At 68.8% G+C, this 14381-nt stretch carries 15 protein-coding genes; 7 read left to right on the top strand and 8 right to left on the bottom strand.

Going from position 1 to position 14381, the window contains the following annotated elements; genetic code table 11:
- Window positions 1–225 precede the first annotated feature (225 nt).
- Genes VFZ09_RS36560 through VFZ09_RS36550 form a run of 3 tightly spaced genes read left to right on the top strand, consistent with a single transcriptional unit; the run spans window position 226 to window position 2221 of the window.
- Complete coding sequence (locus VFZ09_RS36560) at window positions 226–639, top strand: hypothetical protein (RefSeq protein ID WP_329732393.1); 414 nt, start codon at window positions 226–228, stop codon at window positions 637–639.
- On the top strand, window positions 636–1646 hold the full coding sequence (locus VFZ09_RS36555) for a M28 family metallopeptidase (RefSeq protein ID WP_329732392.1): 1011 nt from the start codon (window positions 636–638) through the stop codon (window positions 1644–1646). Before VFZ09_RS36560 ends, VFZ09_RS36555 begins: the two co-directional genes overlap by 4 nt.
- Window positions 1643–2221, top strand: a complete 579-nt coding sequence (locus VFZ09_RS36550) for a hypothetical protein (RefSeq protein WP_329732391.1) — start codon at window positions 1643–1645, stop codon at window positions 2219–2221. The genes VFZ09_RS36555 and VFZ09_RS36550 overlap by 4 nt, the downstream gene beginning before the upstream one ends.
- Before the next feature lie 16 nt (window positions 2222–2237).
- Here VFZ09_RS36550 and VFZ09_RS36545 read toward each other — a convergent pair whose 3' ends face one another.
- A complete protein-coding gene (locus VFZ09_RS36545; protein ID WP_329732390.1) occupies window positions 2238–3596 on the bottom strand; it encodes a glycosyltransferase in 1359 nt (452 codons plus the stop codon).
- Window positions 3597–3817: 221 nt separating this feature from the next.
- Window positions 3818–4744: a YafY family protein gene (locus VFZ09_RS36540; protein WP_329732389.1), complete on the bottom strand. Its 927-nt coding sequence runs from the start codon at window positions 4742–4744 to the stop codon at window positions 3818–3820.
- 127 nt (window positions 4745–4871) lie between these two features.
- On the opposite strand from VFZ09_RS36540, the gene VFZ09_RS36535 reads away from it, so the two are divergent.
- Complete coding sequence (locus VFZ09_RS36535) at window positions 4872–5861, top strand: SDR family oxidoreductase (RefSeq protein WP_329732388.1); 990 nt, start codon at window positions 4872–4874, stop codon at window positions 5859–5861.
- A 56-nt stretch (window positions 5862–5917) separates the two neighbouring features.
- Here VFZ09_RS36535 and VFZ09_RS36530 read toward each other — a convergent pair whose 3' ends face one another.
- Both VFZ09_RS36530 and VFZ09_RS36525 read right to left on the bottom strand, forming a co-directional pair.
- Window positions 5918–6703, bottom strand: a complete 786-nt coding sequence (locus VFZ09_RS36530) for a nitrilase-related carbon-nitrogen hydrolase (protein ID WP_329732387.1) — start codon at window positions 6701–6703, stop codon at window positions 5918–5920.
- Window positions 6700–7920: a pyridoxal phosphate-dependent aminotransferase gene (locus VFZ09_RS36525; protein WP_329732386.1), complete on the bottom strand. Its 1221-nt coding sequence runs from the start codon at window positions 7918–7920 to the stop codon at window positions 6700–6702. Before VFZ09_RS36525 ends, VFZ09_RS36530 begins: the two co-directional genes overlap by 4 nt.
- 429 nt (window positions 7921–8349) lie before the next feature.
- Here VFZ09_RS36525 and VFZ09_RS36520 point away from each other — a divergent pair, with 429 nt between their 5' ends.
- Window positions 8350–9696, top strand: coding sequence for an ammonium transporter (locus VFZ09_RS36520; RefSeq protein WP_329732385.1), 1347 nt, complete (start codon window positions 8350–8352; stop codon window positions 9694–9696).
- On the opposite strand, the gene VFZ09_RS36515 is transcribed toward VFZ09_RS36520, so the two are convergent.
- Window positions 9697–10542, bottom strand: a complete 846-nt coding sequence (locus VFZ09_RS36515) for an SDR family NAD(P)-dependent oxidoreductase (RefSeq protein WP_329732384.1) — start codon at window positions 10540–10542, stop codon at window positions 9697–9699.
- A gap of 48 nt (window positions 10543–10590) precedes the next feature.
- Here VFZ09_RS36515 and VFZ09_RS36510 point away from each other — a divergent pair, with 48 nt between their 5' ends.
- The gene (locus tag VFZ09_RS36510) at window positions 10591–11217 is read left to right on the top strand and encodes a TetR/AcrR family transcriptional regulator (RefSeq protein ID WP_329732383.1); all 627 of its coding nucleotides are present in this window, start codon (window positions 10591–10593) and stop codon (window positions 11215–11217) included.
- A gap of 10 nt (window positions 11218–11227) precedes the next feature.
- Here VFZ09_RS36510 and VFZ09_RS36505 read toward each other — a convergent pair whose 3' ends face one another.
- From VFZ09_RS36505 to VFZ09_RS36495, 3 genes are all read right to left on the bottom strand, one after another.
- Complete coding sequence (locus tag VFZ09_RS36505) at window positions 11228–11482, bottom strand: hypothetical protein (RefSeq protein ID WP_329732382.1); 255 nt, start codon at window positions 11480–11482, stop codon at window positions 11228–11230.
- A gap of 154 nt (window positions 11483–11636) precedes the next feature.
- On the bottom strand, window positions 11637–12101 hold the full coding sequence (locus VFZ09_RS36500) for an FBP domain-containing protein (RefSeq protein WP_329732381.1): 465 nt from the start codon (window positions 12099–12101) through the stop codon (window positions 11637–11639).
- A 46-nt stretch (window positions 12102–12147) separates the two neighbouring features.
- Entirely contained in the window at window positions 12148–13572 is a 1425-nt protein-coding gene (locus VFZ09_RS36495; protein ID WP_329732380.1) for an MATE family efflux transporter, read from the bottom strand.
- Window positions 13573–13780: 208 nt separating this feature from the next.
- Here VFZ09_RS36495 and VFZ09_RS36490 point away from each other — a divergent pair, with 208 nt between their 5' ends.
- Window positions 13781–14338 carry a hypothetical protein gene (locus VFZ09_RS36490; protein ID WP_329732379.1) on the top strand — a complete coding sequence of 186 codons (558 nt, stop codon included), beginning with the start codon at window positions 13781–13783 and terminating at the stop codon, window positions 14336–14338.
- The last annotated feature ends 43 nt before the right edge of the window (window positions 14339–14381 follow it).

Below are 14381 nucleotides of genomic sequence, written 5' to 3'. Positions count from 1 at the left end.
GACACTGTGACTGCGAGTGTGATACGAGCAGGCCCCTGACGACGCACAAGGAGCCGTGCCACGACCATGCCCCCCGCTTGGATGAGGACGCACGTTGTAACGATTTTGTTACTGGCGGCGGGGACGGCCCATGCCCAATCGGGCCGGAACGAGATTTCACTGGGAGTCTCCACCTTCAATTACAGCTCATACCTGCGGAAGTCGGTGGATTTCCGGACGTTGGACGTGAGCTATCACCGGCGCGTGGGGAGCTCGGGGTTCTGGCGCGCGGTGCGTCTGGGCGGGGGGTTGCGCACGGGCCTGCCGGTCAGCGAGGCCCGGTTTCCGGGGGAGCTCTTCGTCCAGGCGCAACTGACGGCGCGCTTCGGTTTCTGGGAGCCCTCGGTGGGGCCGGAGCTGGGGCTCACCGGCTTCGCGAGGCTGGATCGGCGGCTCCCGTTCCCCTCGGTGCAGCTCTACCAGCAGGAGGACGCGGACGTGGGCCCGTTGTACGTGGCCCTGAATGCCTCGCCGCTGCGCTTCCGTTTCGGCATGTTCCTCGTGAACGCGATGGAGCTCCAGGTGGGTACCAGCACACCGCCGCTGGGCGTGACGACGCGCCTGTACCTGGGTCTGCTGCGGTTGGGAGTCGCGCTATGAATCGGCTGTTCGTGTTCGTCCCCGTCCTGCTGGGTGCGCTCTGGAGCGTGTCCTGCTCCAAGTCCCTGATCGACAACGCCCAGGTGGAGGCGATCCGGCCGCTGGTGGAGCAGGTGGAGCAGCAGCGGTTGATGGACTTCGTGGTGGAGGTGACGAACGTCCGCAAGAGCAAGGAAGAGCAGCCGTTGGACTGTGCCCTGCTGGGCCGGTCTCCCAACTCGTCGCTCTGCTCGCTCACGCGCAAGCTGAGTGGGGAGATCCTCCAGCGGCGCTTCGAGTCGGCGGGGCTGCGGATCTCACACCAGACGGGTGGGACGGAGCCGTTGACGACGTCCAACATCATCGCCGAGCTGCCCGGCGTCACGCATCCCGAGGAGATCATCCTCGTGGGCGCGCACTATGACGCGGTGTACCAGGGGGCGGACGACAACACCTCCGGCACGGCGGCGATGGTGGAGATGGCCCGCATCCTGTCCCAGTACAAGTTCGACCGCACCATCCGCTTCGTCGGGTTCGACCTGGAGGAGCTCGGGCTGATCGGCAGCCTGCGGTACGCGGACACGATCAAGGGCGAGCGCATCTACAGCTCCATCGTCTTCGACGGCATCGGGTATTACGACTTCACGCCCGGCTCCCAGCGCTCCATGCCCGGGCTGCCCACCCCGGAGGCCGGCGACTTCCTGACGGTCATCGCCGACGAGCTCTCCCACCCGCGTGCCGCCGAGCTCTTCACGCTCAACGAGCGGTTGGGGCTGATGAAGGTGGTCCCCATCCTGGTGCCGCGGGATGGCACGTTCACCATGGGCGGCGCCCTGCAGCGCAGCGATCACAGCTCGCTCTGGGCGGTGGGTCACCCCGCCATGTTCCTCACCGACACCGCCAACTTCCGCAACCCCCACTACCACCGGCCCACCGACACGGTGGACACGCTGCACCCGGAGATGTTCCGCAAGGCGGTCCAGGTCTCGCTGGCGGCGGTGGCGCTCTGGGCGGGAGGTCCCCGATGAGCCGCGCCCGTACGCTTGTCCTCGCGCTCGGGGTGCTCGCTGGAGCCGAGGGACGGGCCCAGGAGCCCGGGGCCCTGAGTGGGGACGTGCCCGCCGCGAACGCGCCGGCCTGGCTCGCGGGCCATCGGTTCTCCGTGTATCTGCCGGCGGGAGCGCAGGTGTACCTCTCCGACACGCGCACCGCCGGTGGTATTGGCGGAGGCGTGGGGCTGCGGGACACCTTCCAGGAGCGCTTCATCCTCCAGGTGGACGCCACCTACCACATGCTGGTGGGCAACTCGGTGGTGCTGCGGGCGGGAGCGGGGATCCAGCGTCGGGGCGTGTACACCCCGGCCGTGCTCGTGACGCTCTCCACCTTCGTGGGAGACCGGCTGACGTTCCTCACGCCGGCTCATCCCAGCGTGCCGGTGGTGCCGCCGTACGCGTTGGGCCTCCAACTCGCTCCGCTGCGCTTCACCTACGAGGGCATGCAGGTGTCGCTGGCGGAGGTGGGAATCGGCGCGGGCCTGGAGTTCCCCGGCGTGGGGTTCGCCTACCGGCTGGGGGTGCTCGAGGTGAGCATCCCCCTGGAGTGACTCCCCCGGGAATGACTCACCCCGCCAGCGCGCGGTAGGTGGCCTGGGGCCGGGGGGACCGGATGAGGCGCTCGACGAAGTCGACGACGTTCGCCTTCTTCTCGGCCTCGCGGAAGACGGCCTGCATCCGCTGGATGTTCTGCTGGTAGCCCGGCTTGGAGGTGATCTCCTCCAGGGCGGCCCGCAGCGTGTCTCCGTTGAGCTGGAAGTGGTGCATGCGGGTTCCAATGCCGTGGAACACCACGCGCGCGGAGATGCCCGGCTGGTCCACCTTCTGGGGGATCACCACCATGGGCACGCCGAAGTAGATGCACTCCTTCACGGTGTTGAAGCCGCCGTGGTTCACCATGGCGCAGGCCCGCTGGAGCAGCTTGAGCTGGGGCGCCGATCTGACGGCGATGACGTTGGGGTGCTTCTGGTGCAGCGTGGCCGGATCCGTCTTGCGGCCCACGTTCAGCACGCATGTCCAGTCCGGCCGTCTGGCCGCCACCTGGAGCGCGGCCTCCTGGAAGCTGCGCTCCCGGGCCTCGCTGTACGCCATGCTCCCCATGGAGAAATAGACGAGCGGCTTGCCCTCGGGGACGAGCTCCCAGGGGAAGTCCGGCTCCTGCCGGTGCACGTCGACGGAGGGCTCCAGGTACTGGAAATCACCCTTCCAGGGCTCGCCGAAGTCGACGAACTCGCGAGGGCACAGGATGATCTCCGGCAGGAGCGGGCCCGGGCTCATGCTGCGCAGATCCATCTGGCTGTCCGGGACGCCGTACCTGCGAGCGATCCGGGCGAGCATGAGGCGCTGCGGCGAGTTGTACCCCAGCGCGACCCTTATCCGCTGCTTCAGCATCGAGTTCATCCACCGCAGCCACGCGTAGCGGATGCCCACCTTCGTGAACAGGCGGCCATCCGGGAGGATGAAGGAGAACATGGGCGGCTTGGAGTAATCCAGGCGCATGGGGAGGCTGGTGTTGAGCAGCACGGTGGGCACGCCGAGGCCGTGCGCGATCGTCGCGGGCTGCGGGAACAGGATGTCGCAGATGAGGATGTCCGGCTTCAGCCCGGTGATGACCTGATCCAGCGCTCCGTCGTGCATGGCCTGGAGCACCTTCGTCTCGCGCCGCGCGGCCTCGCGGGCGAACGCCTTGAGCGCCTTTCCCTTCAGCGTGCTGGCCAGGGTGACGGCGTTCTCGAAGTAGCCCTTGGGGCAGACCTCCTCGAGCACCACGTGGAACTCGAAGCCCTGGGCCCGTACGCGCTCCTCCAGGTCCCGGATGCCGCAGTAGATGACGTGGTGGCCGCGGGCCCGGAGATCTCTCGCGAGCTTCAGCGTGGGGTTGAGGTGTCCGCTCTCGGGAATGGGGGTGATGACGATGGTGGCCATGCTATCTCCAAGGGGGCTCAGGCAGAGGTGCTCGCGGCGGGGGCCGGAAGGCTCGCGCGGGCGATGACATCGGCGACGCGCAGGGCCATCTTCCAAAGCGGATTTCCCCGATAACCTATCACAGGCAGTCGGTGCTACCGCCAGTCACAATGTGAGGGGAGAAGGCGCTGTGGCCGGGCCTTACGGAGGCGGGGGAGGCGTGCCGCCATACCCGTCAGGCCTCAGGATCGGGGTCGCGTTCCGTAGAGAGCGCTCAGGTCGTTCGCGAGTGCTCCGAGCCGGGCGCGCAACTCCGGTGGCTCCAGGACCTCGGCCCCACGGCCGAGCAGGACGAGCTGAGAGAGCGCAATCGAGAGGCGCTCGAAGTCGATCGTCACTGTGCCCACGCGGATGCGCTCCCGCTCCGAGCCCGGGCGCATCGCCGCGAGCGCCTCGGCTCCCTCGGCGGTGAGCCGCAAGGTCACCTCGTAGCGGGCCCGCTGGGTCGCGAACCGCTTGCACCAGTCCTTCCAGAAGGCCCGGAGCTCGAACTCCGCGGGCCGCGCGAACGTATCCGTGAGCATGCGCGCCCCCTCCACCCGTGCACCGCGGAAGACCTTCGTCACGCCCTGGTCGTCGGCGACGAGGTACCAGTGGTCTCCCTTGATGACCAGGCCGTAGGGGTCCACCACGCGGGTGCTCCGCGCGCCCTCGAAGTCGCGGTAGGCCAGCCGGACCTTCCGATCCTGGAACACTGCCTCCCGGAGCACGGTCAGGTGCGGTACCGGATCCTTCTCGCCGAACCACGAGGACCCGTCGATGTGGAGCCGTTGCCGGGCGTGCTCGGCGGCCGTCCGCTGCACGCTGGGGAGCGCCGCGGCGAGCTTCACGAGCGCCGACCGCAACGGGCCCGCCAGCCCGAGGTCATCCAGGGCATCGATGGGATGGGCGCTCGCGAGCGCCTGGATCTCCGGCCCGGTGAGTCCCGTGAGCTGGGTGCGCCAGCCCGGGAGCAGCCCGATGCCGCCGGTGGAGCCGGGCTGGGCATACACGGGGACTCCCGCGGACGAGAGCGCATCCAGGTCCCGGTAGATGGTGCGTGGCGACACCTCGAGGCGCCGCGAGAGCTCCTCGGCCGTGTGCCGCCGTTCGTCCTGGAGCAGGAGCATCAGACTCACCAACCGGTCCGCGCGCATGAAAAACAGCGTAACGCCCATTCCTGACAGGAGGTGTCAACAATCGCCCTTTAGGGTCGCCGCCCTCATCTTGAAGACGTGGACGCTGGAGGGAGACGCCATGAAGAAGACGCTGGAAGGAAGAATCTGCCTGGTCGCGGGAGCCACACGGGGGGCGGGGCGCGCGATCGCCTGCACGCTGGGCGAGGCCGGGGCGACCGTCTACTGCACGGGCCGCAGCACGCGCGCGCAGACGGAGCGGGGAAAGGGCCCGGGCCCGCTGCTCGAGCTGGATCGGCGTCCCGAGACGATCGAGGAGACGGCCGAGTGGGTCACCGCGCGAGGGGGCAGGGGGATCGCCATTCGTGCGGACCACACGGTGGAGTCCGAGGTCGAGGCCCTCTGTGCGCGCATCCGCGCCGAGCAGGGCCGGCTGGACGTGCTCGTGAACGACATCTGGGGTGGGGACGAGCTGACCGAGTTCGGAGCGCCCTTCTGGAAGCTCTCCCTCGAGAAGGGACGCGTGCTGCTCGAGCGGGCCATCTGGACGCACATCGTGACGAGCCGCCATGCGGTGCCCCTCATGCTCGAGGGAGAGCGCGGGCTGATCATCGAGGTGACCGATGGCGACCACTTCGGCTATCGCGGCAACCTCTTCTACGACCTGGCCAAGATGTCGGTCATCCGCCTCGCCTTCGCGATGGCCAACGAGCTCCGGAAGAAGCCCGGGATGACGGCGCTCGCCGTGACACCGGGCTTCCTCCGCTCGGAGGCGATGCTCGAGCACTTCGGCGTCACCGAGGCGACGTGGCGGGATGGCGCGGCGAAGGAGCCCGACTTCATCGCCTCGGAGACGCCGTACTACGTGGCACGCGGGGTCGCGGCGCTCGCGGCGGATCCAGAAGTCCGGCGCAAGGCGGGCCGCGTCTTCAGCTCGTGGGATCTCGCCAAGGAGTACGGCTTCACCGACGTGGACGGGCGGAAGCCGGACTGGGCAACCCACTTCCGCGAGAAGTACGGGCGCGTCTATCCGGTGGCGGATGAGCGCGCGTACGCCTCGTGGTTCGACGGTCCCATCGACATCGCGTTCCCGGACTTCATCAAGGACTGAGACGAAGTCCGGGACGGAGGGCGCTCAGCCCCGCATCCAGCGGCCGTGGGAGAGGCCTACACCACGCGGTCGCGCAGGAATGGATAGCGCTCGCGCACCTCGGCCACGGTGCGCGTGTCGAGCGTGACGATGGGCACGCCGGACGCCGTCTCGGGCGCCATGTCCTCGCCCCAGGGGGTGAAGGCCGCCGAGCCGCCGTCATACGTGAGTCCGCCGCCGCTCCCGATGCGGTTCACCCCGATGAAGTAGCACTGGTTCTCGATCGCCCGGGCGCGCAGCAGCGCATCCCAGTGCGCGTGGCGCGCCGCCGGCCAGTTGGCGATGAGGACCATCGCGTCCACGTCCCGGGCCACCGCGCCGAAGAGCTCGGGGAAGCGCAGCTCGTAGCAGATGAAGAGCGCGGTCCGCACCCCGTCGATGAGCAGACAGGTGGGCCTGGTGCCCGCGCGGTAGTGCTCGTGCTCGCCGCCGTAGGCGAAGAGCCGCTGCTTGCGGTGCACCGCCGCCACCCGTCCCTCCGGATCGAAGGCGATCGCCGTGTTCACCGTGCGGGGAGCGGCCGTGTCCGAGCCCTCGTCCTCGCGCACGGCCACGCCGGCCACGAGCCAGACGCCGGAGCGCGCCGCCAGCTCACCCAGGCGGGACACCACGGGCCCCTGCAGCGGGGTGGCCTGCGACTTGTCCATGGTGAAGCCCGTGGTGGCCATCTCCGGCAGCACGACGAGCCGGGCCCCGCCCGCCTTCGCGCGGGTGATCAACGTCTCCGCGGCGGCCAGCGAGGCCTCCGGCGAGTGCCAGCCGATGTCGTACTGGCCCAGGGCCACGTTCAGGCGGTGGCTCATCGCGAAGCTCCACCGAGCAGCGCGGCGCGAAGCAGCTCCGCGCCCTCGTTCACCATCTTCGTGTCGCAGCTGAAGGCGAAGCGGATGGCGTTCTCGCACGAGTGGCCGAAGGCATCCCCCGGCGCGCTGCCAATGCCCTGCGCCGCCAGCCGGGCCGACAGCGCGTCCGCGTTGGCCACGTCCAGCCGCGAGTACAGGGACGGCTCCAGCTCCGCCCACACGTAGAACGCACCGCGCGGGGTGAAGGGGCGCACGCCCGGGATTCCCTCCAGCGCCTTCACCAGCACGTCGCGGCGCTGGCGGTACTCGGCGCGCATCGCCCGCAGGGGCTCCTGCGGCCCCGTCACCGCGGCCAGCGCGCCCCACTGCGCCAGGCTGTTCACGCCGTTGATGGTGCAGCGCAGCAGCTTCTGCACGCGCCTTTGCAGCAGCGGCCACGGGGTGTGCAGATAGCCCGTGCGCAGACCGCTCATCGCGTGGCTCTTGGAGAAGGAATAGACGCTGATGACGCGCTCGGCCCAGTCCCCGGCCAGCGAGGCGATGGAGTGGTGCACGTGCGGCTCATAGATGACGTCCTCGTAGGCCTCGTCCGAGACGATCCACAGGTCATGCTTGCGCGCCAGGGCGACAATGGCCTCCAGCGTCTCGCGAGGCATGACGGCGCCGGTCGGATTGTGGGGCGTGTTGAGGAAGATGGCCCGCGTGCGCGGGGTGATGGCCGCCTGGATGGCGTCGGGGCGGTAGGCGTAACCCTCCTCGGCGCGCACCGGCACGCCCACCGGCTTGCCACCGGCGAGCTTCACGTTCTCCGCCACCTCGGTCCACATCGGATCCGGGAGGATGACCTCGTCCCCGGGCGCGAGCAGCGCGCCGAAGGTCACGTACAGCGCGTGCATGGCGCCGTTGGTGAGGAACACCTGCTCGGCCGTGGCGCCCTGGATGCCGTTCTTCTGGCGCAGCTTGTCGGCCAGGGCCGCGCGCAGCTCCGGGATGCCGTCGTTGGGCACGTAGTGCGTCTTGCCCGCCCGCATCGCCGCGGCGATCGCCTCCGCCACGTGCGGGGCAATGGAGAAGCTGGGATCACCCGACTCGAAGCGGATGACCCGCTTGCCGGTTGCCTGGGCACGGAGCAGCCCCTCGCGGATCTGCACGATCTTCCCGAAGGAGATGGCGTCCAGGGTGTGGGCGGGAAGCTTCTCGGTCACGGCCGTTGACATCGTCTTGTGCTCCTCGGACTGCGGGTGGCGGGGGGAAACAGGTGGGGGGAAATAAAAAAGCCCACCAGCGGGGGGCTGGCGGGCTTGGAAACTGAATCCAGCGTCATAATGCGGTGCGGCAACGCCGCCGTCAACCATCAATACATTCCTACGAATTTGTAGGAATCCACCGGGGGAGCGACAAAAACGTAGGAAGAAGCGCCCGGCGCCTCCTTTCCAGGAGCGGGGAGGGCGCGGCGGACGTCCTCCCGGGTGCTCGGGAGGCTTCCTACGAATTTGTCGTTTCCCGGGCCGCGTCCGACAATTTTGTAGGGACCGGGTGGGCGAAAACTTTCGCCAGGCAGGCGTCTCCCGCCCCTGATTTCGAGGGGATGGGCTGCCCCCCCGGTCTGGCCCTCCGGTTGCACTGGCTTCGAGCCAGGCGGGCCCATGCGGCCCCAACCGTGCGAGGTGATGATGCCGGGCGGAATCGTCGGAGCGGACGTGGCATGGGTGCTCGTAGCGAGCGCCCTGGTGATGTTGATGGTGCCAGGGTTGGCGCTCTTCTACGGGGGCATGGTGCAGGGCAAGAACGTGCTCTCCACCCTCATGCACAGCTTCGGCGCCCTGGCGGTGGTGACGGTGGTGTGGGCGCTGTGGGGTTACTCGCTCGCCTTCGGAGAGAGCCACGGAGGGCTCATCGGCGGGGCCACCCACCTGTTCATGAGAGGGGTGGGGCAGGAGGCCAAGGGCACGCTGCCGCACATCCTCTTCTTCCTCTTCCAGGGCACCTTCGCCGCCATCACCCCCGCGCTCATCAGCGGGGCGTACGCCGAGCGGCTCAAGTTCTCCGCCTTCCTGCTCTTCACCGTGCTGTGGGCCACGTTCGTGTACGCGCCCGTGGCGCACTGGGTGTGGGCGCCGGACGGGTGGCTGCTGAAGCTGGGCGCGCTCGACTTCGCCGGGGGCGCCGTGGTGCACCTCACCAGTGGGGTGTCGGCGCTCGTGGTGGCGCTCGTGGTGGGCCGCCGCCGGGGCGCGCGGCAGCCCCCGCATAACCTCACCTTCACCCTGCTCGGCGCGGGGCTGCTCTGGTTCGGCTGGTTCGGCTTCAACGCGGGCAGTGCGCTCGCCGCCAACGAGCTGGCCGCCGTCGCCGCGGCCAACACCCACCTGGCGGCCGCGGCCGGCGCGGTGGCGTGGGGCCTCGTGGACCTGGTGCGTCTGAAGAAGGTGACGGCCCTGGGCGCCGCCAGCGGGCTCGTGGCCGGCCTGGTGGGCATCACCCCGGCCGCCGGCTTCGTCTCGCCCATGGGCGCGCTGGCCATCGGCTTCCTGGCCGGCGGGGTCTGCTACGGCGGCGTCCTCCTCAAGGAGCACCTCCGCTACGACGACGCCCTGGACGTCGTGGGCGTGCATGGCGTTGGCGGAGCGCTCGGCGCCCTGCTCACGGGCGTGTTCGCCACGGTGTCCGTCAATCCGGCCGGTGCCGACGGGGTGATCGCCGGGGGCAACTGGGCCCTGCTGGGCAAGCAGGCGCTCAGCATCCTGGCGGTGGCCGCCTTCTCCGCGCTGCTCACCTTCGTGCTCCTCAAGGTGGTGCAGGCGGTGGTGGGGCTGCGCGTGGACGCCGAGGCCGAGTACGAGGGCCTGGATCCCCACGTCCACGGCGAGCGCGCCTACCACACCGGCATCTCCCTGGGCGGCCACGGCATGACGCCGCGCGAGGCCTCGGCTCCGAAGGCCCGCGATCCGGAGAAGGCGCCGCTGGGCGCCGGCCCCGTGATGGAGGGTTGATCACCCGGCCTTGTTCAGCAGCTTCTGCCGGCGCCGCTTCGCGCCCGCCACCAGCAGCGTCTGGTAGAGCGTCGGCAGCGCGCGCTGCACCAGATCGATCAACACCGCGTCGGCGCCGATGAGCTGGCGCCGGCGGTTCTTGAGGATGGCCTGGAGGATGTTCTCGGCCGCCACCTCCGGGGTGGTGGCGAAGGCCTTCTCGAAGTCGCTGTTGGACGCCTCCTCCACCCAGCCCTTCCTCGCGGTGAAGCGGGCGCTGCGGGCGATGTTGGTCTTGATGCCACCGGGGTGCACGCTCGTCACGCCGATGGGGAGCCCTTCCACCTCGATCTCCTGGCGCAGCGCCTCGGTGAAGCCCTTCACCGCGAACTTCGCGGCGTTGTAGGCACCCTGCGTGGGCACGCCGATCAGCCCGAAGACGCTGGAGATGTTGACGATGTGCCCGTCCCCGGCGGCCTTGAGGTGCGGCAGGAAGGCCTTGGTGCCGTGCACCACGCCCCAGAAGTTGATGTTCATGAGCCACTCGAAGTCCTCGTAGCGCATGTCCTCGATGGTGGCGCCCAGGGCCACCCCGGCGTTGTTGATGATGATGTGGACGCCGCCGAGCTCGCGCGCGGCCTGGGCCGCCCAGGCCTCGACCTCCTCGCGTCGAGCCACGTCCACCCGGGCGGCGAGCACCTTGACGCCCGCCTGGCGGCACATGGCCTCCGTCTCGGCCAGCCCCGTCTCGTTCACATCCGAGATGGCGACATGGCAGCCCTTGCGCGCCAGCAGCCTCGCCGTGGCCCGGCCGATGCCCGAGCCCGCGCCAGTGATCGCCGCGACCTTGCCCTGCACTGTCTTCATTTCCGACTCCCGGTGGGGTGGCGGGACTGTGGTACGGTCCGGTACCAGATGCAAGCGCCCCCCGAGTCAGGCGGCCTCCGCCCCGGAAGTGATGGAACCCCGAGCCGGGATCGGCTGCTCCAGGGGCTGGCGGCCGCCATCACCGAGAAGGGCTACGCCGCCACCACCATCGCGGACATCGTCCGGCACGCCCGGGTGTCCAAGCGCACCTTCTACGAGCACTTCGCGGACAAGGACGCGTGCTTCCTCGCCTCGTACGTGGCGGCCAGCGAGGAGACGCTGCGGGCGATCGACACCGCCTCCGCGGCCCCGGGCCTCTCGTGGAAGGAGCGGCTCCAGGCGGCGACGCGCGCGTACCTGGACGCGCTCGAGGCGAGGCCCGCGCTGACGCGGACGTATCTGTTGGAGATCCACGCCGCCGGCCCGCGCGCGCTCCAGCTGCGGCGCGAGGTGCACCAGCGCTTCGCCGAGCAGCTGAGGGGCCTGGTGCGGAGGGCGCGCGAGGAGAACCCGGAGCTGCGCGCGCTCTCACCCGCGATGGCGACGGCGCTCGTCGGAGGCATCAACGAGCTGGTGCTCGTCGCGGCCGAGAAGGGACGCGCGGGCCAGCTCCGCGAACTGGCGGACACGGCGGTGGAGCTGGTGCGCGCGGTGCTCGTGGCGCCGGAGACGTAGGCGGCCGGGCCTATTGCTGGACGGAGGCGTGATCCGCGTTGTCGACGATGGAGCGCGCTCCGGCGGCGCGGGCGCAATGGGCGCAGCAGTAGAAGGTGCCGTTCGCCTCGATGCCGTGGCCCAGCACCTTGCAGCTGCAGTGATCGCAGACGGGCGCCAGCTTGTGGATGGCGCACTCGAAGCTGTCGAAGGTGTGGGTGACGCCCGCGGTGATGACCTGGAAGGCCAGGTAGTAATCGTTGCCACAAACCTCGCACTTGGCCATGGAAGCCTCCTGCGAGGAGTGTGGGTCCGCTCACGTCCCGCGTCAGCCGCTGGTCCTCGCCCGGGCCTTCAGCCGCTCGCCTGTCCGCCCGCGCCGGCGGTGGGGCTTCACGGCGTGAAGCGCTCGATGTCAGCGGTGTACCCCTGGGGGCCCGTCAGCTGAACTCGATGCCCAGCGCCTCGCTCGCGAAGCGGGACATGCGTTCGATGAGGTGCTTGTTCTCGTCCACGACGCTGCGGCCGGCCCTGTTCATCTCCGCCTCCAGCCGCTCGTTGCAGCGCAGATCCAGGCAGAGATTCACACCCACGCGGCGCTTGGAATCGACGTCCGTGGTGAGCAGGCCGATCTGATCCGCCGAGCCAGCCGTCCGGCACCAATCACACACCCGGACCGCCAGGGCCTTGTCTCCCTGCTGATCCCGGCGGAAGGCGATACCCGTGGGCCGCTTGCCGCCCGGCGCGGTGAACACCAGGAACACGCGCACCCCGTACGGATCCACCCACGCCAGGTAGTCACGGACGAAGAGGGGCAACTGGGTGCCCTTGGGCAACTCCACGTACTTGCGATCCCGTGAACGGAACGCGCTCAGCAGCTCTTTCTCTGTCTCGATACGGAACATGGACTCCTCCCCCACCACCGTGACGCGCGATGGCGCCGGTGACTGACTACGCTTCCCCCGTTTCGTGGCCGAAGATCTCCCCCGGGTTCGGCGCCGCTGGCCCCTCGGCGGGCTTCTTGACGAGCGAGCGCGCCCAACGGCCCGAGGCGTAATACGTCATGCTCACGACGAGCGAAACGACGAAGCTCAGGGAGATGGCGTACCACACGCCCGTCACGCTCTCCATGCGCCGCGACAGCCACCAGGCCACGGGGACGCGCACCACCCAGAGGCTGACCAGCGTGAACACCGTCGTCGTCAAGGTGTGTCCCGCCCCGTTGATGATGCCGTTGCTGACGAAGATGAGGGCGAAGAGGACGTAGGTGCTTCCCACGATGTGCAGGTAGGAGATGCCGGGCGCGATGACGGCGGGATCCGAGATGAAGATGCGCAGGAGCGCCTCCGGGAACGCCACGGCCAGGGCGGAGATGACCAGGGTGATCCCTCCGCTGAACAGACAGCCCCAGAAGAAGACCTCGCGCACGCGGTGGTGGTGGCCCGCCCCGAGGTTCTGCGCGGTGAGCGTCGAGATGGCCATGCCAAAGGTCATGGCCGGCATGAAGGCGAGCTGATCGATGCGGGAGGCGGCGCCGAAGGCGGCCGTGGCGATCTCCCCGAAGCCGTTGACGATGCCCGTCACCAGCACCATGCCGATGGAGACGAGCGACTGCTGGACGGCCGAGGGCAGTCCGATGCGCAGCGTCTGCCGGGTGACGGGCCCCAGGTGGCTCAGGCGCGGCCAGGAGGGCGCGACGGGGACCTTCTTCCAGCGGAGGAAGCTGATCAGCGCGGTGAGGGCCACCGCCTGGGAGATCAAGGTGGCCCAGGCGGTGCCATTCAGCCCGAGCTTCGGCAGCCCCATCCACCCGAAGATGAGGAGGGGATCCAGGGCCGTGGTGAAGAGCACCGAGCCGAACTGGAAGTAGAGCGGCGTCTTGGAGTCGCCCACCCCCTGCAGCATGCTCCGGATCAGGAAGAGGCCGAAGCTGAAGGGCAGCGAGAGCAGGAAGATGCGCAGGTAGCTGACGGACGCGGCGAAGACCTGCGGCGGGGTGTCCATGGCGCGGAGGATGGCGGGCGCGAAGAGCTCGCCCAGGACGGTGAGCGCGAGTCCCAGCGCGTACGTCAGCACGGTGGAGCTGTCGACGACCTTGCGCAGCTCCTCCATGTTCCGGGCGCCGTAGTTCCGCGACACGAGGATGTTCGTCGCGAGGGTGAGCCCCATGCCGATGGCGAAGAGCACGAAGATGACGGGGAAGCTCACCGTCACGGCCGCGAGCGCCTCGTGGCCCAGGAACTTTCCGACCCAGATGGCGTTGATGAAGCTGTAGGCCGTCTGCAGGAAGCTCCCCATCAGCATCGGGATGGAGAAGGCGACCATGTGCTTGGGGATGCTGCCGGTCGTGAGGTCGCGTCCGAAGTTGGGTTTCATGCGTTCCTGGGTGGCGGGTTCCGCCCCGGCCCGAGCTTAACCGCGCGGGTGCTCGCTCCCTCGCTTTTCGAGGAGACGTTCATGGCTCCGGCGGTGATGAAGGAAATAACGAAAATGCATAGCTCGGCCGCGAGGGGTCTCTTTTTGAACGAGAGCGGGCTCACGCCGCATTTCGCGGCTGACCAATACCAATCTCACAAATTGAAACATGAAGAATCTTGTCACGTCTGTCGTCTGTGCGGCTGCTTGTGCTTCTCTCCTGGGTGCGTGTGGCCCTGCCATCGAGGAAGGTGAGCCGCTCGAAGGCGCGGCGCCCGCCGTCGCGAAGCCCACCACGTCTGACTCTGTCGATCTGGCCGCGTCCGAACTCGCGGCCGGGACGGTGCATGCGCAGACCCTCGTGGGGGACCTGGGCACTCGAATCGGCTCCCCTGTCGACACCTACGCCGCCATCAGCACGGCCTCCAACCAGTGGTCGGTCAGCTGCAACGGCGGGTCGTCGCGGGACATCTCCTGGGTGTGGACGGTGCCTGAAACGGGCTCGTACAGCTTCGGCACCGGCGGCTCGAACTTCGATACCGTCCTCCAGATCCGCCACCTCAGCAACACCTCGTCGATCATGGGCTGCAACGACGATTACGGAAGCGGCCTCCAGTCGAAGGTCACCCTCTCGGGCCTCGTCAAGGGCGTGAAGTTGTTGATCATCGTCGAGGGCTACGCTGGTGACTACGGCGACTACGCCCGTTTGAACATCATCAAGAACTAAGCCAGGAGGAGGAAGTCCTGTCTGGGGGGAGGTTCCGGTCGCG

It is taken from the genome of Archangium sp. (assembly GCF_036277355.1).
Lineage (GTDB): Bacteria > Myxococcota > Myxococcia > Myxococcales > Myxococcaceae > Archangium.
Note: the sequence above shows the minus strand (reverse complement) of the source record. Positions and strands in the feature narration are given on the sequence as shown.